This is a genomic window from Corallococcus sp. AS-1-6 (assembly GCF_020037015.1).
GTDB lineage: Bacteria > Myxococcota > Myxococcia > Myxococcales > Myxococcaceae > Corallococcus.
Window position 1 is genome coordinate 106,579 of the sequence record NZ_JAIQDE010000030.1, and the last position, 17,372, is coordinate 123,950.

Below are 17,372 nucleotides of genomic sequence, written 5' to 3' on the forward strand. Positions count from 1 at the left end.
CGCTGAAGCGGTGTTCCCAGTGCCTTACGCGGGGGGCTCGAAACTGGATTCAACCTCGTGTCGATTCAGTGAATTGTTTCATTCTTGAATCTCGGACTCATGGGGACCCGCCTGGACCTGTTCCAACGGCGGCCCCGGGAGCGCTCGGGGCCGCCGCCGACGACGGGGGCTTCGCCTGGCTACTGCCCCAGCACGACGCGGAAGATGCGCTCGTTGCTGTTGTTGGGGATGCTGTCCTTGTCACCCTGGTTGGTGGTGGTCAGCCAGAGGTTGCCGTCCAGGGTCGGCTCCACGGTGCGCAGCCGGCCGTAGGTGCCGACGAAGAACTGCTGCACGTTGGTCAGGTTGGAGCCGCTGATGACCTCGCGGTAGAGGCGCGTGCCGCGGGCGCAGGCCACGTAGAGCACGTCGCGCACCACCGCGATGCCGGAGCACGAGCCGTCCGCCGTGGCGTAGGTCTGCTTCGGCGCGATGTAGCCGGGCGTCGCGCAGCCCGAGCCGCCCTGGGACACCGTGCCCTCGCAGTTGGGCCAGCCGTAGTTGCCGCCCTTCTGGATGAGGTTGGTCTCGTCCATCACGGAGTTGCCGAACTCCTGCTCCCACAGGCGGCCCTGCGAGTCGAAGGCCAGCCCCTGCGGGTTGCGGTGGCCGTAGCTCCACACGTAGTTGCCGAAGGGGTTGTCGGACGGGACGGTGCCGTCGGCGTTGAGGCGCAGCACCTTGCCGGCCAGGTTGTTGAGGTCCTGCGCGTAGGCGCCGTTCTGGGCATCCCCCGTGGACGCGTAGAGCTTCCCGTCCGGGCCGAAGCGCAGGCGCCCGCCGTTGTGGAACTTGTTGCGGCCAATGCCCTGGAGCAGCACCTGGAGCGACGCGGTGTTGAGCGCGCCGTTCTCATACCGCAGCCGCACGATGCGGTTGTCGGTGGGGGAGGTGTGCATCACGTACAGCCAGCGGTCGGTGGCGAAGGTGGGGGAGAGCGCCAGCCCCATCAGGCCGCCCTCGCCGTCGGTGCTCTGCACGTTGGGGACGGTGCCCACGGACGTCTTCTGGCCCGTCGCCGGGTCCAGGCGAATGATGTCCTGCGCGTCGCGGCGCCCGTAGAGCACCGCCCCGTCCGGCAGGCTCACCAGGCCCCACGGGATGTCCGTGTCGGTGGCGACCTGGGTGACGGAGCAGACGGCGTTCGCGCAGGCCTGGCCGGTGGTGACCGTCACGGACGCGCTCTGGGCGGACGCGTTGCCCTGGGCGTCGCGCGCGAGCACGGCGTAGGTGTAGGCCGTGTTCGCGGACAGGCCGCTGTCCACGAAGGTCGTCGCGGGCGGAGCGCCGGCCACCGTGCCAATCTTCACGCCGCCCCGGAACACGTCGTACGCGCTCACGCCCACGTTGTCGGTGGACGCGGTCCAGTTCACCGTCACGCTGGTGCCGGACGCGGTGGCGGTAACGCCCGTGGGAATGCTGGGCGCCTGGGTGTCCGCCTGGCACTGCGGCACGGTGATGGAGAGCGTGGCGCTGCCCTGGGAGACATTGCCCACCGCGTCCCGCGCATTCACATACAGGCCCCAGGTCACGCCGGGGACCAGGGTCAGCCCGGTGGACACCGTGGCGCCGGAGACGGACTTCATCCACTGGCCGTCATGGTAGACGTCGTAGAACGCGACGCCCTCGTTGTCCGTGGACGGCGACCAGGACAGCGTGGCCGAGTTGCACGTCACGTGGGACAGCGCGAGCCCCGTGGGCACGGTGGGCGCCTGGGTGTCGGCCGGGAACGACCACCGCTGGTTCGTCTGCGCGTTGCAGGTCCAGACGATGACCTTCGAGCTGTTGGCGGTGGCCTGACCGGACACGTCGAGGCACAGCGAGGTCGCCGTGTGGATGACCGCGCCGCTGGCGTCGCGGACCCACCGCTGGTTCGCCGTCCCGTTGCAGGCGGCGATGACGGCCCGGGCCCCGGAGCTGGCGGTCTCCGGCTGGACGCACCAGGAGCCGCCGAACGCGCGAAGCTCGCCTTCCGGCGTGAAGAGGAACCGCTGGTTGTCCTGGCCGTTGCAGTCGTAGATGTGGAGCTCCTGCCCCGGCGTCTGGCTGTTCCGCGCCACGTCGAGGCAGCGGCCGGACTGCACGCCAATGATTCGCGAACCGGCGATCACCGCCGCGGTCTGGGTCTGGAGGTCGGGGCCGCTCTCCGGCTTTTCTCCACAGGCGACGGCCACGGTGAAGCAGAGAGCCAGTCCCGTACGGCGGACGAAGGCGGGTGGGGGACGCAGGTGCATTGAGGCGCTCCTTTGGAATTCCTGCTAGTTCAAGGAATTCCGTGAAGACCTCAAGGGGACTCTCTTGGGATGCACCGCTGGGTGTTGAGCCCCCGTCAGAAGGTGCCCGCGGCGAACGGGCCCGCCGCCTGACGCTACTTCTTGGCGCCGCGGCCCTTGAACAGCTTCTGGCCCAGGGTGAAGAGCAGCACCAGCACGGCGCCCGCGCCCAGCCCCACCGCGGCGTTGAGCAGCATGGGGGTGAGGCCGCCCAGGACGCTGCCCACGCCCGGGACGCGCCCGGCCCACGCGGTGATGGACTCCTCCGCGTGGTGCAGGCCGGAGACGCCGTGCACCAGGATGCCGCCGCCCACCAGGAACATGGCCGCCGTGCCCGCCACGGAGAGGAACTTCATCAGCCACGGCGCCGCGCGGAGGATGCCCCGGCCCAGGCCCTGCGCGAAGCCGCCGCCCTTGCGGCTGAGGTACAGGCCCGCGTCGTCCAGCTTCACGATGCCCGCCACCAGCCCGTACACGCCCACCGTCATGATGAGCGCGATGCCCACCATCACCGTGACGCGGGTGGCGAAGTCCGCCGTCGCCACGGTGCCCAGCGTGATGGCGATGATCTCCGCGGAGAGGATGAAGTCCGTGCGCACCGCGCCCTTGATCTTGTCCTTCTCCAGGGCGACCCGGTCCACGCTCGGGTCCTCCAGCGTCTTGCGCAGCTCGGCGTGGTGCGCCTCGTCCTCTTCCTTGCCGTGCAGGAACTTGTGCGCCAGCTTCTCGAAGCCCTCGAAGCAGAGGAAGGCGCCGCCCACCATCAGGAGCGGGGTCACCAGCCAGGGCGCCAGCGCGCTGATGGCCAGCGCGGCCGGCACCAGGATGGCCTTGTTGACCAGCGAGCCCTTCGCCACCGCCCACACCACGGGCAGCTCGCGGTCCGCGTTCACGCCCGTCACCTGCTGCGCGTTGAGCGCCAGGTCGTCTCCCAGCACCCCCGCCGTCTTCTTCGCCGCCACCTTCGTCAGGATGGAGACGTCATCCAGGATGGTGGCGATGTCGTCGATGAGCGCAATCAGGCTGCTGCCTGCCATGGATGTCTTCCGGGCTGGGGGGTGGGGACGTCACCCTGCTATCCCGCGCGGATTAGCACACCGGGGGCTCCAGGGCACGGCCTGGCGCTCACACGCGGGGTGTGCCCCGGCGCGCGGCGTCGACGCTCCAGATGCCGGAGCCGTGCGCGGCGATGTAGAAGAAGACGAAGCAGTAGAGCGCCGCGAGCTCGCCCTGGTTCTGGATGGGGATGAGGTTGCCCCCGTTGGGGACCACGTGCCCCATGAAGAAGGCGAACGCCATCGTGCCGCTGCAGATGAACGCCGCCGGGCCCGCGAACAGCCCGAGCGCCACCAGCAGGCCGCCCGCGAACTCGATGAGGCCCGCCCCGTAGACGACGAACGGCGGCGCCCCGGCGGGCACCCCGCCGAACATGCCGAAGAGCTTCTGCATGCCGTGCTGCATGAACATCAGCCCCGCGGCGATGCGGAGCAGCGCGTAGATGCGGTCAGCGTGGGGCCGCAGGAATCCCATGACATCCTCCGAGCGTGCGCCGGGGGAGATGGGGAGGTCCCGGCGCCAGGCCGTGGACCATAACAGCGGGCCCGCGCCCATGCCGGGCGCGGGCCCGGGGAACTCACCTGCTGCTCTGGACCACGCTCTCGTCGACGATGGTGAACGTGTCCACCGCGCCCGTCATCCCGATGTGCGTGAAGGCGCTGTAGGGATAGGCGCCGTCATCGAGCTGCTCCACGAACTCGATTTCGTCGCCCGTCACCTGGCGGCCATCCTCCAGGGTCACCTGGAACGCGCCCTCCTGGAAGCGCACGCGCCAGATGCAGGCCCCCACGCGGCCCGCGCCGGTGGTCACGCCGAACCCCTCCACGCCGAAGTACAGGTCCGGGTGGCGCATGCGGTCCATGTACGCCCAGATCTGCACGGAGGACCACTCCCACCAGCGGTGCGGGAGCATCATGGCCACCATCTCGCCCTGGTTGCGGACGTTGATGGCGTAGGCGGAGCCGCCCGGGCTCCCGGTGAACGTGGGGAGCAGCCGCATGCCGCCGTCGGGGTTGCTCGGGTCCGGGGCCAGCGACAGCGTGCTGATGACCTGGTCCTCGTTGCGGCCGTAGAACCGCACGCCCTCGTCGCTCGCGCCGAAGTCCACGATGGACCGCTGACGCCAGCTCTCGGCGCGGCCCATCACCCCGACGACGCCGTCCTGTTCCAGGCGGGTCAGGCCGGTGGCCACCAGCCCCTTGTCGGTGGCCTTCAGCTCCGCGTTGCCCGTGCCACAGTGGGTGATGCCCTCGAAGCGCTCCACACAGTTCCGCGTGGCCGCCGTGACCTCCTGCGACGCGGAGGCGGCCCTGGCCTCCTCCTTCGAGAGCTCTCCCTCGCAGCCCACGAAGACTCCCACCATCGCGGCCGTCAGCAGCCGGCCCATGAACACTCCTGCTCGCATCATCGACATCCGTGCCTCCTCGGGGTGGACAGCGGGAGGCCGATGTCTGCAATGGCCAGACCATGGCGCACGCCCATGGGCGCCGTGGGATGGCAATGATTGCCTTTCAGGCCTGTGACGGTTCAGGCTACAGGAATCCTGGTTTTGTAGCCTTTGCTGTTATTTCTGCCGCAGCCCGTCACGAGGCGCGGTCGCGTGGGTCCTGGCCACGCCCAGTTGGTTTCGCGCCGCGTCGATGGTTTCGAGCAAGGCGATGCTGCATTTGAGCGGATGCAGGGGCGACTCGGTGCGTCCTTCCGCGATGTGCTGTGCGACCGCGGCCGCCTGCCAGGCGAGTCCTTCGCTGCCGTGGATGCCGGACGGGTCGGTCCAGCGCAGCCGCTGGTCCGACCTGGCGGCCTTCAGCGTGAAGCCGCTGGGGGTGAAGAACCGCGAGTCGACCTGGAGGCGCGCGTGCGTCCCCGCGATGACGGCCTCCTGGGGTGTCTCCGCGAAGAGGGTGGTGTGCAGCAGGGCCTGGGCGCCCGTGGGGTAGGTGAGGACGAGGGCCGCCTGTCCGTCCACGCCTGTCTGGGTGAGGGTGCCCGTGGCGTGCACGTGCGGCGGCGGGCCGAGCACGAGGTGCGCGAGCCAGATGGGATAGATGCCGATGTCCAGCAGCGCGCCACCGCCGAGCGCGGGGTTGAAGACGCGGCCTTCAGGGTCGAAGTCGAAGCAGCCCCCGAAGTCCGCCATGACGAGCCGGACGTCGCCGAGCACGCCGTCGTGCAGCAGCCGCTCCAGGAGCAGGGTCTGCGGGAGGAAGCGCGACCACAGGGCCTCCATGGCGAAGACGCCCGCGGCGCGAGCGGCCCGGGCGATGTCGAGGGCCTCGGCGGCGTCCAGCGCGAGCGGCTTCTCCACGAGGACGTGCTTGCCGGCGGAGATGGCGAGCAGGGCCTGCCGCCTGTGTTCGCTGTGGGGAGACGCGACGTAGACGATGTCGACGTCGGGGTCGGCGACGAGCTGCTCGTAGGACTCATGGACGCGCGGGACGCCATACCGCGCGGCGAAGCTCCGGGCGCGCTCGGGGTCACGCGACGCCACCGCGTGGACGCGCTGGTCGGTGTGCCGGTGCAGGGCCCAGACGAAGCCCCCGGCGATCCGCCCCGGAGCGAGCACGCCCCAGCGCAGCACGGGCCCTCCGCGCAAGGGGATGGCTTCGACGTGGGGGAGGGCGGTGGGGAAGGCGCTCACGGCCCGGACTCTAGTCGCTGGGCGCTCGTCACGCCCGGCGGCGAAGCGGCTCCCGGGCGGAGAGCCACGGCGCGGGAATGGACGCGCGCCCCGCGCTCAGCGCGACGATTCCTCCCACCATGGCGCAGGTGGTGTCCCGGTCTCCGAAGCCGGCCACGGTGCACCAGAGGGCTTCTTCGAACGAGTCGAGGTGCCTTGCCGCGCACCACACGGCGAAGGGCACGGTGTCCTCGGCGAGGACCTTCTGCCCGCTGCCCAGCGTGCGCGCCGCCGCGGAGGGGCTGGTGTCGCTCGGCCACGCCCGCGCCTTCTCCAGCCCCTGGCGCGTGGCACCGGCGGGCGTGCAGTCCAGCACCGTGTCGAAGAGCTCCAGCGTGGGGCCGCGCGTCTGTTGCCACTGGCAGGCCCACGCGGCGGCGACCGCGATGGCGATGGCGCCCGCCTGTCCCTCCGGGTGCATGTGCGTCACCTCCGCCGACGCGCGCGCTTCCGCCACCACCCGGGGCAGGTCCCCCGCGAAGTACGCCCCCAGGGGCGCCACGCGCATGGCCGCGCCGTTGCCCATGGAGCCCTGGCCCTCGAAGACCTCCGAGGACACCTCCCGCCAGGGCAGTCCGAGCCCCAGCTTCCACAGGATGTCGTGCGCGGTCCCGCCATAGCCGCGGTTCTTGTCGCGGCGGTAGCGCTTCGCGAAGAGGTGCGCGAGCGCGTCCGGGTCGACGTGACCGTGGTCCTCCAGCACCTGGACCACGGACAGCGTCATCTCCGTGTCGTCGGTGTAGCCCCAGGGCGCTCGCGGGAGGATGCGCTGCTCCACCCAGGGCTGCACGAGCTCGTGTGGGCCGAAGAACCGCTCGCCAAAGGCATCTCCCACGGACACGCCGTCCAGCGAAGCGAGCGCACGTGTCATCCGCGCGGTGGTCTGGTCATTCCGGGCGTCGTGCATCGCGGCGCAGCAATGATAGTGCATTCGGCAGGGCCGCGCCTTCCGCTGTGTTGTCGAAGATGCACCACACCCGGCGGCCGGCCTGCTCGTGGCCGCCAATCTCCGCGGCCAGCGCGTCCAGGAACGTCTGGGAATATTCGGAGTAATACATCTTCGGCGAGCCGTGCAGCCGGTAGTAGACGACCTCCGCGTCGGGAGGCGGGGGCGCGCTCACCGCGGGAGGATCCGCCCGCACGTAACGGATGCGCGCAGCGTCCAGCACCTGGCGGGCCTCGTCCGTGAACCAGGTCCGGTGCCTGGGCTCGCACACGACGTCCACCCCGGTCCGCTCCCGCAGGGACTGGAAGAACGCGCGGGCCGTCTCGGGCTCGTGCTGGAGGCTGGGCGGCAGTTGCACCAACAGGCACCCCAGTCTGCCTTCCAGGTGGCCCGCCTCGCCCAGGAAGCGCTCGAGCGGCTCGCGTGCGTCGCGCAAGCGCAGCTCATGGGTGATGACCTTGGGGACCTTCACCGCGAAGCGGAACGTCTCCGGAACGCTGTCACGCCAGCGGGCGTAGGTGCCGGGCCGGTGCGGCCGGTAGAAGGAGGAGTTGATCTCCACCGCGGGGAGGACGCGCGCGTAGCGCTCCAGGTGGGTTCCCGTCGTGGGGAAGTGTTCACCCACCGCGCTCGACAGGCTCCAGCCCGCGCAGCCGACCCGGCAGCGCTCATGAGAGGGTTTCGAGGGTCCGCGTCGCACCGGGGAAAGCCAGGCACGGACCGGCGAGATGCTCACCCTCACCCGCGCCAGAAGTGGCGCACCTGGGCGTCCGTGCGTTCCTGTTCGGCGAAGCGGACGAGGAGCGGCTCGGACATGGCTTCCGGCACGCGCAGCCGGGCGAGCATCGCGCGGACCTCGAACTTGCGCGTGAGGCCGAGCAGGGCCTCGCGCTCGGGCAGGGTGAGGCCGGGGTGCCAGCAGTCGGCGATGAGCACCACGCGGCGCTCGGTGCCCCGGTTCCAGGTCTCGTGCTCGAAGGAGTCATGGAAGGTGAGCACGCGGCCCGGCTGCCAGTGCCGCGTCTCCGCGCCCACGCGGATGCCGCAGCCTTCCGGCACCTTGAGCCCCAGGTGCAGCCGCATCCGGAAGCCGTCCCACGAGCAGTGCGGCGTCAGCGTGGTGCCGGGCGCGTGCGAGGAGAAGAGCACGTCCGCGAGCGGGAAGTCGGTGCACTCGCCATCCAGCGACCGCACTGCGGAGGCCGTCTCCTCCATGGCGAGCTGGGGCCAGAAGAGGCGGTCGGTGCGCTCGCCGCCGAAGAAGATGGGGTGCACGGACCAGTGGCCCGTGCCCACGATGCCGGAGTCGTAGTGCAGCAGGTCCGCGTTCTCCAGCCGCTCCAGGTCGCGCGTCACCGCGGCCAGGCAGCCCTCCAGCGCCTTCGCGGCCGGCGGCGGCGGGTCGCGCCACGGGTGCTCATCCAGTCCGGGGAACGGCGGGAAGATGGTGGGGGACTGCTCGGGCCGGGCGGGAGGCGCGGGCACCTGACCCATGAGCATTCGCAGGTAGTGCTTCATCCGGTCCAGCTCCGGCCCCGCGCCCAGGACCGCGTCGAGGTAGCCGCCCTGCCGGGCCAGGTCGACGATGCGCTGACGGACCTGTGCGGTGATTTCCTGGGGCGACGTCTGGGCGGCCATGCTGCCTCCTGGGGAGGCCAAGCCATAACGCGGCGGAGAACGCAGCGTCCAGGGCGGGTCCTGTGTCTCCAGGGATGGAGTAGGGTGCGCGCTCGATGTCGCTCCCCCTGGTCCACATCTACTGCGATGGCGCCTGCTCACCGAACCCCGGCCTGGGAGGCTGGGGCGCCATCCTCATCGCCCCCGAGCGCAAGGATTACCGCAAGGAACTCCAGGGCGCGGAGGCGGACTCCACCAACAACCGGATGGAGCTGACGGCGGCGCTCGTCGCGCTGAAGGCCCTGAAGATGCCGTGCCGTGTCCAGGTGTTCACCGACTCGAAGTACGTGTGCAACGCCTTCGCGGAGAAGTGGCTGGACACGTGGCAGGGCAATGGCTGGCGCACGTCAGGCAAGAAGCCCGTGTCCAACGCGGACCTGTGGCGTGAGCTGCTGGAGGCGGTCCGCGCCCATCAGGTGACCTGGCACTGGGTTCGGGGTCACTCGGATGACGTGGAGAACAACCGCGCGGACGCACTGGCCGTGGCGGCCCGGCTGGAACTGGCGGCACGGCTCGGACGGTAGAACGCGAAAGTGGCGCCGGCCCCATTCCAAAACCACCTCAAGAAAGGACAGACTGTGCTCCTTCAAGTCCAAGGGGGAGCTGTCTTTGAGTCTTTCGCCTGTCCGCCGTGTGCTGTTGCCGTGTGTGTTGTTCGTGTCCGCCTGCAAGGGGGAGGGCACCGTGGGGGCTCAAGGACCTCAGGGACCTCAGGGGCTCCAGGGGGAGCCTGGGCCCGCGGGAGCGCAAGGTCCTCGAGGGGAAATGGGGCCCGCGGGAGCGCCGGGCAGCTCCGGGACGGACGGGCTCCTGGCCGCGCGAGTGCGGATCATCCCCCTGCAGGCCACCGCGCTGGAGTCCGGCGCCGCGCTCCGGGCCGCCGTGGACGCGGTGCCTTCCGACGGTTCACAGACGTGGGTGCTGAGGCTCGGCGCCGGCACCTATGACCTGGGGACGACGGGCCTGGTGCTGAAGCGGGGCGTGTTCCTGGAGGGCAGCGGCGTGGGCGTGTCCCGCATCACGTCCTCGACGGCCGGCGACGGTTCGGTGGTGGGTGCCTCCGGCGCGGGGCTGCGCCTGCTCTCCGTGAGCAACACGGGCGGTGGGACGCGGTCGGTGGCGCTCTTCAACCGGGATGACGGCTTCGCGGTGAGCGAGGTCCGGGCGGAGGCGCTCGCGGGCCAATCCCTCACCTTCGGCGTGTATTACCAGTCCGCCAATGACAACACGCTGTCGCGCGTCGAGTCCCGGGCGACGTCGGACCGGGGCCGGGTGATGGGGTTCGCGTTCGACCAGACGGGCATCACGCTGGAAGACTCCAAGGCCTTCGTCCAGGGCACCGCGAGCGCGGCGGACACGGTGATTGGCGTGGGCGTGACCGGAAGCTTCGGCGTCCTGCGCCGCGTGTTCATCAATGCCAGCGCGGCGAACGGCGCCCGGAGCTTCGGCGTGGAGGCGGCGGCCCAGAGCGTGAGCGTCACGGACTCGGAGGTCTTCAGCGGAGGCGCCACGCTGTCCGCGGCCCTGCATGCGGAGACGCCCGGCGTGTCCGTGCGCTCCAGCCGCCTGAAGGCGACCGGCACGGGGGCCTTCGGCGTCTACGCGGACTTCCCGGCACCCTCGCCCGGCGTCCGCATGGGCATCGACCAGTCCTCCATCGAAGGAGACGAAGTCTCTGTGTTCCTCAAGGCGGGGGGCACGGCGCGGCTGGGCCACGCGAAGCTCTTCGGCGGGGTCTTCGCGGAGCAGGGCGCGAGCGCCTTGTGCCTGTTCACCTTCAAGACCGTGCAGCAGGACACCCTGCCCGTGGACTCGAGCTGCCTGTAACGAGTCCCCGGAGGGGGAAATGCCGGCCCGCGATGGGAGGTGGGCCGGCGGATGGGGACTCCCAGGTTTCAAGGCGCCCGGGCGGAGCGTTCGTGTGGCAGAGTCCGCCCGCTTTGCATCCCATCGCGTTCACCCGCCGGTTCCGGGCCTGGCACTTCGTGCTCGGAGCCTTGTTCGTCTACACCGTGGTCTGCGTCTGGAGCGCCTTCCGGGGAGGAGTGTTCGCGTTCCATGACCTCGCGCTCCTGAACGACCTGTTCTCGAACGCGGTGCACCGGGGCCGGCCCTTCTGGGTGACGGACGCGGACCTCAACCACCTCACGGTCCACTTCACCCCGACGCTGCTGTTGCTCACGCCGCTGTTCCTGCTCAGCGATTCGCAGTTCCTCTTCATCCTGCTGGGGCTGGTGGCGCTGTACGCGGCGGTCGCGCTCCAGGTCTGGTTCTTCGAGCGCATTGTCGAGGAGCACGACCTGCTCCCCGCTGCCTGGAGGCCGTGGGCCTCTGTCGCCTTCACGCTGTACCTGGGGCTCAATCCGTTCGTGAAGACGGTCGCGCTCTCCGCGCACTTCGAGGTGTTCTTCCAGTTGGGCTCCACGGCGGTGCTCGTGATGCTCCTGCGGGGGACGCGGATGCGGTGGGTCGTGCCCGTGGCGCTGCTCGCGTTGGGGGTGCGTCCGGATGGAGGGCTGTTCCTCGCCTTCCAGTCGGCGGCGTTGCTGCTGCTTCCGGCCGTGGCCCGTCCGCCGCGGGCGCTGCTCACGCGGAGGGCGCTCGGGGTGTCCGCGCTGGCGCTGGGCTACCTCGCGCTCTGTGTCGCGGTGGTGCTGCCGGCGCTCGGGACGCCTTCGGGCACGCGGTTCTGGTCGCACTACGGCAGCACATGGGGGCAGGTCGTCTTCACCGCGTTGGGCGACCCTGGCCGGGTGGTGCACGACGTGGCCACCAGTGGGCTGGTGGTCTTCCAGCGCAGCTTCTGGTGGATCCAACTGCTCTCGCCCGCGGCCACGCTCGTCAGCACGATACCGGGCACCTTCTTCTTCATGGCGGACGCGCCGGACAAGCGGCTCCTCTGGTTCTACAACTCCGCCTTCCTGTTGCCGGGGCTGGGCGTGTGCGCGGCGGCGGGCTTCGGGAGGCTCATGGAGGCATGGAAGGGCGTCCTCGCGCGCGGAAAGGTCCCCGGTTGGGCCGCGATGGTGCCGGCGCTGTTGCTCGCCGTGCTCGCGATTCTCCAGGTCGCGCGCTTCGACCGGACCATCGGCTCCCCGCCGCTGCGTCCCATGCCTCCGGTGGATGGGGACTTCCGCCAGGCCTTCGAGCGCCAGGTCCACGCCTGCGCCTCACGGCGCGCGGTGGCCACGGACTTCCGCTCCATCGTCTTCGTGCCCAACGGCTACGACCGCTTCCTCCTGCACCACTATGCGCGGGCGCAGGTGGTGCTCGTTCCCCCGCGCGTGGACACGCTCCTCCTGGGGGCGGCCTCACGGGAGGCGTTGCTCGACACGCTCCAAGGGGATGCCCGGTTCGAGGAGGTGGCGGACCCGGGGCCGGTCCGCGTCTTCGTGCGGAAGGATGCGCGCGGCTGCGGTTCGTGACGCGGTGGACGGAGGGGGCGCATCCGAGGTCCAATCCCGGCCTCCATGACCCCAGACGAAGTGCAGAGAACCCTGGCCGACGCGGAGTTGGTGCCGTGCGCGGAGTTGTCACTCGCGGATGCCCGGAGGATGGTGGAGGGCTTCCTGGACGCGGACGTCCCGGCCCTCGTCCACCGTGAGGCGTGCGGCAAGGTCGGCTGCTCTCCGAAGTTCCAGGTGCTGGTGCGGCCCGAGGATGGGCCCCGGGTGGCCGCCCTGCTCCAGCAGGGATGGCTGGAGATGGTGCGCCGCGAGGGGCTGATGCCCGAGGGGGCGGCTCCCCGCCTCGTGTCCGCCGCTCCGTCAGAAGCCACCGAGGAAGAGGGAGAGCCTCCCTGCCCGGCCTGCGGAACGGCCGCCCCGCTGGTGGCGGGCGCCTGCAGCGACTGCGGCCTCCAGCTTGAGTAGCTGTCTTGGATGGGAAGTCGGGATGACTGGATTCGAACCAGAGACCTCGCGCGTATGAGGCGCATGCTCTCAACCATCTGAGCTACATCCCGTTGGGTTTGAGTCCTCGAGGGAGGACCCGGACATGAGCGAGGCCGGGTCCCCCCTCGGGAGCCCGGCCTCTGTCCATGCCCGCCCCGGGGTTACCGGGTGGCGGCGTGGGTCAGGTGCCGGGTGGACAGCCGCGGAACGAGGCGATGGCCAGGTCCATGCTGTCCGGAGTGGGGTCCATGTCGGTGGGGCTCGGCTCGTCGTTCTTCGTCATGGGCATCACACTCCTTTCGCGGGGAGCAGGGACGCAGCGGACACTCCGTCCTGACAGAGCTGGTTCCGCCAGCTCCGCTTCTCGATGCACCGGACGTTGGAACACTGTCAGCGGACGCCGTCACCGGTGGGTCTCCCTCCCGGAAATGACGACGCGGCGTCACTGCACGCCGGGCGCTCGGAACACCTGGCCGTTGCGGCCTTCCAGCACCAGGCTGGCTTCGTCCGAGCTGCCCACGCGCAGCTCCACGCGGGGCTGGCCTCGGCGGTCCACCAGGAGCAGGCCCGGCGAGCCCTCTTCATCCGCGCCCAGGATGGCGCGGGGCCGCCCCGTCACGTCCGCCAGCTCCAGCCGCGACGAGCCGTCCACCTGGAGCCCCACGGAGAACAGCTCCGCGCCCCCGGACTTGGACAGCGTCAGGCGCGGCGCTTCGTCGGAGAACACCATCAGCTCCGCCAGCGACTCGCCTTCCGCGGTGGAGAAGCGCAGCCGGGGCGAGTCGTCCTCGCCCACGCCCAGCAGCGCCCGGGGCCGGCCTTCGCTGTCGTTCAACACCAGCGCCGCGCCGCCATGGCGGTTCGCCTCCAGGCTGGCCCTTGTGCGGCCCCTGGCGTCCTTGAGCACCAGCCGCGATGCGACCAGCTCTCCCGAATGCGATTGCGGCGCTTCGTCACGCAGGGCCGCGGTCCCCAGTCCCACCCCGGCCAGCACGAAGGCCGCGAGGGTGAGGCCCTGCCACCGTCGGAGCCGGCCTTCCAGCCGCTCCATGCGCGCGTCCAGTGAGTCCATCCCGGCGTCGCCTCCTGTCCCACCCTGGTGGGACGGCAGGAGGCTAGCAGAGGCCAACGGGTCTCCGCTCAGCGGGGCAGGAAGAGGAGCAGGAACGTGGGCAATGCGGCGACGAGGACGCCCACGCCGAGCGCGAGCACCATCTGGAGGAAGAACAGGTCTTCCAGCGTCTCCTCCAGCACGCCCTCCAGCCGGTCGATGGCCAACGTCTCCAGCTCCCGCACCGCGGAAGGCATGTCCGGCGACGTCATCACCGCACGCAGGGCGATGAGCCCCAGCACCCGGCGGGACTGGTCCATGAGGAAGCCTTCCAGCCATCCGGCGCGGGAGGCCGCGGACTCGCGCTCCTCCTCGGGCTCCCGCATGCGCTCCGCCACGGACTCCTCGATGGCCCGGGTGAGCTCGGCGCGGCCAGGTGTGCCGGCCCCGCGAAACCGCCGGGCGACCTGCAGCGTCGCGGGCTTGAGGATGGCGTACGCATAGCCCATCAACCCTCGCGCGCGGACCTCGCTCGCGAGCCGTGCGCTGACCCCGTGGAGCATCCAGACGTAGCCCCCAGCCAGGGCCAGGGACAGTGGCGTGAGCACGAAGCTCAGGGCGTTCAGCCAGGAGGGCGTCGGGGCCGCGCCCGTCCAATGCGGCGCGAGCACGAAGACGCCCGCCAGCACCAGACCGAAGCACCCGAAGAAGAAGAAGCCTTTCAGCGCCCCCATCACGCCGGAACCCAGCAGGGCGGGCACCATGGCGAGGAGGCTCCGCAAACCCGAGCGGGCCATGCCTCCCATGGACTCACGCGGAGGCGCTTCGAGCGGAGCTGGGTCCCGTTGTTTCAAGGCCGCGTGGCTCATGACGCGCGCTCCAACTCGGCCGTGGCCCACGCATCCACTTGTTTCGCCGAGGGTGGCGATACAGGCGCGCTGTCCTTCAGTTCACGCCGGCGCCGCCACCACATCAGGAGCGCGGCGGCGCCGAAGAGCACGGCCCCGACGGCCAGCCGGGGCAGCAGCCACGGGATGGGACCGGACCGGGAGCCCTGGCGTTCCTTCCACCACGCGGTGCCCGTCCCAATCAGCGCGAGCCCCCCCGGAATGGCGGCCATGCGCCACAGCGTCCCGCTGTCAGGGCCCGGCACGAGCGCCAGCAGCCCCAGGAACACCGTCGTGGTCCACAGCAGGATGCGGCCCAGCCGGAAGTTCGTCAGCCCCACCAGCACCGCCGCGACGGGCTTCGAGCCCTCACCACTCATGTTGCGTCCCCCATGGGGACGTCATCCTAAAGGGGGAGGGGCCTGCGCCCCAAGTCTGCCCCGGGCGCGAACGGGTTCAAGGCTGGGGGTGCCACCACAGGCCCTTCAGTCCCGCCTGTTCGCACGCCTGTCGAGCTTCCCCGGTGTAGCAATAGAAGACCAGCTCGGGGACGGAGAACACGGGAGGAAAGCCTCCGGGTGGCGGGCGGAGCACGAGTGGCTCGGCGTCGTCATAGCCCAGGAGCTCTTCTCCGCACTGGTGGAAGGGCACGCCCTTCACGAGGGTGCGCTCCCGGTCGAGGCAGTCTGTCTGCTCCAGCAACTGAAGGATGACGAAGTCCTCGTTCTTCATCGCCGGGTCCGTTACCGAATACCAGGTCCGCTTCCGGGGGTACCCCTTACGCACGAGATGCCCGATGCGTTCCGAGTAGATGACGGTGGGGATGAGGCGGTGGCGGAACGGGCGCACCGCTTCGAGCACATGCACCATGCGCCGGGAGATCAGCAACCACCCGAGGGGCGCAGGAAGCAGGTGGTCGCGACCGGCGATGCTCTCCAGGTTGCCTACGAACTCGATGACCCCGGGCGCGCCCCGCTGGCGCTGATAGTCGATGCCCGGGTCGTGGAATGTCACGTCCTCGAAACCTTCGAACTCGATGAGCTTGGCGTCATAGATATCCGCATTCTCCTTGGCGTGGGAGACATCCGTCGACAATGCATACATCATGTGATGTGTGACTCCCCATGGGAGCGCAGCTCCAGCAAGGCCAGCTTCCTCCCCGTGAGCACCTTACCGCCGCGCTGCTCCTGGATCACCTTGATGGCCGGCTCCTTCAAGCTCCCGGATTCGATAGGTCAGACAGGTGGAGCCCTTCATCTCGGCGGGAAGCGTCCGGAGGTTGGCGCCATCACCGTGGTCGATGAATCCGAATTGAATCGTCATGTCCCCCCCCGTCTCGGGACTGACAGGATTCAGCCACCCGGGCCGGGAGTGAAGGACCGGCCGGGTGGGAATGACAAAGACTTACAGCCGCTACGCGGCGGCCGCCTGCTGGATGCGGGCCTCGGTCTCGTCGGGGCTGACAATCCAAGGCCAGAAGCGCTGCGGCTCTCCGAAGTTGTCGAAGAACGTATCGGCCAGCGGAGCCATCGTCGACGCGGCTCCCAGGTATCGCTGCACGTGCGGCGGTGGCGGCTGGAGCAGCATGTTGGTGAACGCGGTGATGAACTGGCCCTCCGTCCGCCAGAAGTGCCCGAAGGCCTGCTCCATCCAGTCCGGCGTGAAGGGCTGGTCGCCGTGCGCGAGGATGGCCTGCGTCATCGCATGCGCCTGCTTCGACGCGCTGTTGAGCCCCTGGCCCGCGATGGGGTCGTTGAGCATGACGACATCCCCCATCCCCATCACCGCGCGCCCCGAGGGCAGCCGCCCCACCGGCTTGCGCACCGTGGGCGTGAACGCGCCGGTGAGCCAGGAGGACTCGTCCACGATGGAGGCTCCCTCCAGCCGCTCCGCCACCCAGGGCGAGAAGTCCCGCAGCACCTGCTTCATGCGCTCCAGGGCTTCCCGCGCGGTGCTCACGCCGCCGAAGCGATCCAATCCCTGGCCGGGGATGGCCTCCAGCAGGAGGCAGTCCAGCGGGCCCCGGATGCGGTCGAAGTACGGCATGGCGAAGTACTCGCCGTGGCCCGCCGTCAGGATGAACTTGAGCGCGGGGTAGGGCGTCTCATGCAGCGGCTTCATGCCGGTGACAATCATTGCCGTCAGGTGCCGCTGCGGCTGCGTGTGGACGCTGCGCCCGGCGTCCCGTTCGAACAGCCGCGTGAAGCTGTTGCGGCCCGTCGTCACGACCACCAGGTCATGCCCGGTCGCGAGCGCCTCCAGCGCGTCCACGTCCACGTCCCGCACCACCACCGTGCCGCCGCGCCGCTCGAACTCCGCGAGCCAGCGTGAGTACTTCGCCCGCAGGTCCAGGGCCCTGCCGGGATTCAGGATGCGCCCCTGGACGCGGAGCGCCCGCTGTCCCGGCGCCGGGCAGACGTCCAGGTCCCCGCCCCGGGCGTACTCCCCCGGGCCCTGCCAGAAGTCGAGCCCCAGCTCCTGCTCGTACTGGTGCGCCCGGCCGAAGAGATAGGTGGTCGCCGAGAGCCGGGCGTTGAAGAGCTGCTCGGGCGTGCGGTCCGAATAGACGGTGACCGCGTAGCCCCGCTCCAGCAGGCCGAAGCCGAGCTGCAGACCGGCCTGGCCCGCTCCGATGATGCCGATGTTCCTCATGGTCCCCCCTGGGTGGTGTCCGGGCGTCACGCCCTGCCAGGACACTACGAAAGGAGGGCACCCTCCTGGCAACGCGCGGCGGTACGAGGCGCCCGGAAACCAACGCCCCGAAGCCGCCTTGCATGTCAGACCCCGCGAGTACTGTTCCTCCTGTCGCAGCGAGAAACGCACGAGGGGGAAACACGTCATGGCGAAGTCTGTGATTGATAACCGCGTCG

Annotated in this window: 17 protein-coding genes and 1 tRNA gene; 4 read left to right on the forward strand and 14 right to left on the reverse strand. The window is 70.1% G+C overall.

Features of this window, described 5'->3' with window-relative positions:
- Positions 1-179: 179 nt before the first annotated feature.
- The 8 genes from K8612_RS32175 to K8612_RS32210 form a co-directional block, all read right to left on the reverse strand.
- Positions 180-2,273 carry a PQQ-dependent sugar dehydrogenase gene (locus K8612_RS32175; RefSeq protein WP_223765039.1) on the reverse strand — a complete coding sequence of 698 codons (2,094 nt, stop codon included), beginning with the start codon at positions 2,271-2,273 and terminating at the stop codon, positions 180-182.
- Between the two features lie 134 nt (positions 2,274-2,407).
- Positions 2,408-3,349, reverse strand: a complete 942-nt coding sequence (locus tag K8612_RS32180; protein ID WP_223765040.1) for a DUF808 domain-containing protein — start codon at positions 3,347-3,349, stop codon at positions 2,408-2,410.
- 88 nt (positions 3,350-3,437) lie between these two features.
- Positions 3,438-3,842, reverse strand: a complete 405-nt coding sequence (locus K8612_RS32185; RefSeq protein ID WP_223741103.1) for a DoxX family protein — start codon at positions 3,840-3,842, stop codon at positions 3,438-3,440.
- A gap of 103 nt (positions 3,843-3,945) precedes the next feature.
- The gene (locus K8612_RS32190) at positions 3,946-4,776 is read right to left on the reverse strand and encodes a hypothetical protein (RefSeq protein ID WP_223765041.1); all 831 of its coding nucleotides are present in this window, start codon (positions 4,774-4,776) and stop codon (positions 3,946-3,948) included.
- 156 nt (positions 4,777-4,932) lie between these two features.
- On the reverse strand, positions 4,933-6,009 hold the full coding sequence (locus K8612_RS32195; protein WP_223765042.1) for a Gfo/Idh/MocA family protein: 1,077 nt from the start codon (positions 6,007-6,009) through the stop codon (positions 4,933-4,935).
- A gap of 28 nt (positions 6,010-6,037) precedes the next feature.
- On the reverse strand, positions 6,038-6,955 hold the full coding sequence (locus tag K8612_RS32200) for an ADP-ribosylglycohydrolase family protein (RefSeq protein WP_223765043.1): 918 nt from the start codon (positions 6,953-6,955) through the stop codon (positions 6,038-6,040).
- A complete protein-coding gene (locus K8612_RS32205) occupies positions 6,936-7,619 on the reverse strand; it encodes a DUF72 domain-containing protein (RefSeq protein WP_223765044.1) in 684 nt (227 codons plus the stop codon). Before K8612_RS32205 ends, K8612_RS32200 begins: the two co-directional genes overlap by 20 nt.
- A 113-nt stretch (positions 7,620-7,732) precedes the next feature.
- Positions 7,733-8,632 carry an aspartyl/asparaginyl beta-hydroxylase domain-containing protein gene (locus tag K8612_RS32210; protein ID WP_223765045.1) on the reverse strand — a complete coding sequence of 300 codons (900 nt, stop codon included), beginning with the start codon at positions 8,630-8,632 and terminating at the stop codon, positions 7,733-7,735.
- A 95-nt stretch (positions 8,633-8,727) separates the two neighbouring features.
- Between K8612_RS32210 and rnhA the strand changes: the two genes are divergently transcribed.
- The 4 genes from rnhA (at position 8,728) to K8612_RS32230 (ending at position 12,543) form a co-directional block, all read left to right on the forward strand.
- Positions 8,728-9,195: a ribonuclease HI gene (rnhA, locus tag K8612_RS32215; RefSeq protein WP_223741097.1), complete on the forward strand. Its 468-nt coding sequence runs from the start codon at positions 8,728-8,730 to the stop codon at positions 9,193-9,195.
- Between the two features lie 241 nt (positions 9,196-9,436).
- Complete coding sequence (locus tag K8612_RS32220) at positions 9,437-10,498, forward strand: hypothetical protein (RefSeq protein ID WP_223765046.1); 1,062 nt, start codon at positions 9,437-9,439, stop codon at positions 10,496-10,498.
- Positions 10,499-10,611: 113 nt separating this feature from the next.
- Complete coding sequence (locus K8612_RS32225; RefSeq protein ID WP_223765047.1) at positions 10,612-12,096, forward strand: hypothetical protein; 1,485 nt, start codon at positions 10,612-10,614, stop codon at positions 12,094-12,096.
- Positions 12,097-12,141: 45 nt separating this feature from the next.
- Positions 12,142-12,543: a hypothetical protein gene (locus tag K8612_RS32230; protein ID WP_223765048.1), complete on the forward strand. Its 402-nt coding sequence runs from the start codon at positions 12,142-12,144 to the stop codon at positions 12,541-12,543.
- A gap of 17 nt (positions 12,544-12,560) precedes the next feature.
- Here K8612_RS32230 and K8612_RS32235 read toward each other — a convergent pair.
- The 6 genes from K8612_RS32235 to K8612_RS32260 form a co-directional block, all read right to left on the reverse strand.
- A tRNA-Met gene (locus K8612_RS32235) sits at positions 12,561-12,635 on the reverse strand.
- Between the two features lie 371 nt (positions 12,636-13,006).
- Positions 13,007-13,636 (reverse strand): hypothetical protein, encoded by a 630-nt coding sequence (locus K8612_RS32240; protein ID WP_223765049.1) that lies wholly within the window; start codon positions 13,634-13,636, stop codon positions 13,007-13,009.
- Between the two features lie 68 nt (positions 13,637-13,704).
- Positions 13,705-14,484, reverse strand: coding sequence for a hypothetical protein (locus K8612_RS32245; protein WP_223765050.1), 780 nt, complete (start codon positions 14,482-14,484; stop codon positions 13,705-13,707).
- Entirely contained in the window at positions 14,481-14,882 is a 402-nt protein-coding gene (locus tag K8612_RS32250; RefSeq protein WP_223765051.1) for a hypothetical protein, read from the reverse strand. Before K8612_RS32250 ends, K8612_RS32245 begins: the two co-directional genes overlap by 4 nt.
- A gap of 76 nt (positions 14,883-14,958) precedes the next feature.
- Positions 14,959-15,609 carry a hypothetical protein gene (locus tag K8612_RS32255; protein ID WP_223741090.1) on the reverse strand — a complete coding sequence of 217 codons (651 nt, stop codon included), beginning with the start codon at positions 15,607-15,609 and terminating at the stop codon, positions 14,959-14,961.
- Between the two features lie 306 nt (positions 15,610-15,915).
- The gene (locus K8612_RS32260) at positions 15,916-17,154 is read right to left on the reverse strand and encodes a styrene monooxygenase/indole monooxygenase family protein (RefSeq protein ID WP_223765052.1); all 1,239 of its coding nucleotides are present in this window, start codon (positions 17,152-17,154) and stop codon (positions 15,916-15,918) included.
- Positions 17,155-17,372 lie beyond the last annotated feature (218 nt).

Excerpts from the sequence above, each read along its gene's own strand:
- K8612_RS32175 (WP_223765039.1), bottom strand. The coding sequence starts at position 2,273 with ATGCACCTGCGTCCCCCACCCGCCTTCGTCCGCCGTACGGGACTGGCT.
- K8612_RS32180 (WP_223765040.1), bottom strand. The coding sequence starts at position 3,349 with ATGGCAGGCAGCAGCCTGATTGCGCTCATCGACGACATCGCCACCATC.
- K8612_RS32185 (WP_223741103.1), bottom strand. The coding sequence starts at position 3,842 with ATGGGATTCCTGCGGCCCCACGCTGACCGCATCTACGCGCTGCTCCGC.
- K8612_RS32190 (WP_223765041.1), bottom strand. The coding sequence starts at position 4,776 with ATGATGCGAGCAGGAGTGTTCATGGGCCGGCTGCTGACGGCCGCGATG.
- K8612_RS32200 (WP_223765043.1), bottom strand. The coding sequence starts at position 6,955 with ATGCACGACGCCCGGAATGACCAGACCACCGCGCGGATGACACGTGCG.
- K8612_RS32210 (WP_223765045.1), bottom strand. The coding sequence starts at position 8,632 with ATGGCCGCCCAGACGTCGCCCCAGGAAATCACCGCACAGGTCCGTCAG.
- rnhA (WP_223741097.1), top strand. The coding sequence starts at position 8,728 with ATGTCGCTCCCCCTGGTCCACATCTACTGCGATGGCGCCTGCTCACCG.
- K8612_RS32220 (WP_223765046.1), top strand. The coding sequence starts at position 9,437 with ATGGGGCCCGCGGGAGCGCCGGGCAGCTCCGGGACGGACGGGCTCCTG.
- K8612_RS32230 (WP_223765048.1), top strand. The coding sequence starts at position 12,142 with ATGACCCCAGACGAAGTGCAGAGAACCCTGGCCGACGCGGAGTTGGTG.
- K8612_RS32240 (WP_223765049.1), bottom strand. The coding sequence starts at position 13,636 with ATGGACTCACTGGACGCGCGCATGGAGCGGCTGGAAGGCCGGCTCCGA.
- K8612_RS32245 (WP_223765050.1), bottom strand. The coding sequence starts at position 14,484 with ATGAGCCACGCGGCCTTGAAACAACGGGACCCAGCTCCGCTCGAAGCG.
- K8612_RS32250 (WP_223765051.1), bottom strand. The coding sequence starts at position 14,882 with ATGAGTGGTGAGGGCTCGAAGCCCGTCGCGGCGGTGCTGGTGGGGCTG.
- K8612_RS32255 (WP_223741090.1), bottom strand. The coding sequence starts at position 15,609 with ATGATGTATGCATTGTCGACGGATGTCTCCCACGCCAAGGAGAATGCG.
- K8612_RS32260 (WP_223765052.1), bottom strand. The coding sequence starts at position 17,154 with ATGAGGAACATCGGCATCATCGGAGCGGGCCAGGCCGGTCTGCAGCTC.